The organism is Psychrobacter sp. TB55-MNA-CIBAN-0194 (assembly GCF_040309505.1).
Lineage (GTDB): Bacteria > Pseudomonadota > Gammaproteobacteria > Pseudomonadales > Moraxellaceae > Psychrobacter > Psychrobacter fozii.
The window spans coordinates 1-289 of the sequence record NZ_JBEOOW010000134.1 but is presented as its reverse complement, the minus strand read 5'-3'; the positions used below and the strand labels follow the sequence as shown (position 1 = coordinate 289).

General features: G+C 47.4%; 1 protein-coding gene. It reads right to left on the bottom strand.

Features of this window, described 5'->3' with window-relative positions:
* Window positions 1-66: 66 nt before the first annotated feature.
* Window positions 67-289, bottom strand: a 223-nt coding sequence (locus AAEY75_RS14560; RefSeq protein WP_352259962.1) for an aldehyde dehydrogenase family protein, incomplete at its 5' end; no start/stop codon positions are given.

Genomic DNA, 289 nt, shown 5'->3' with positions numbered 1-289 from the left:
AGCATTAGGTGCTAGGTAAGAGGTGCTTTTAATGAACAGCTTACAGTGCGGCGTTGAAATCAAACATTAGCTGACGTCAGAACACCAGTATTTGGTCACAACATATTCTTCGATGCCATATTTCGAGCCTTCACGGCCAAAGCCAGACTGCTTGACGCCACCAAATGGCGCAACTTCAGTAGATATCAAACCAGTGTTGTGGCCGATAATGCCGTACTCAAGACCTTCGGTGACGCGCCATGAGCGTGCATAACTGCCACTATAGAAGTAAGCGGCCAAACCGTAAATG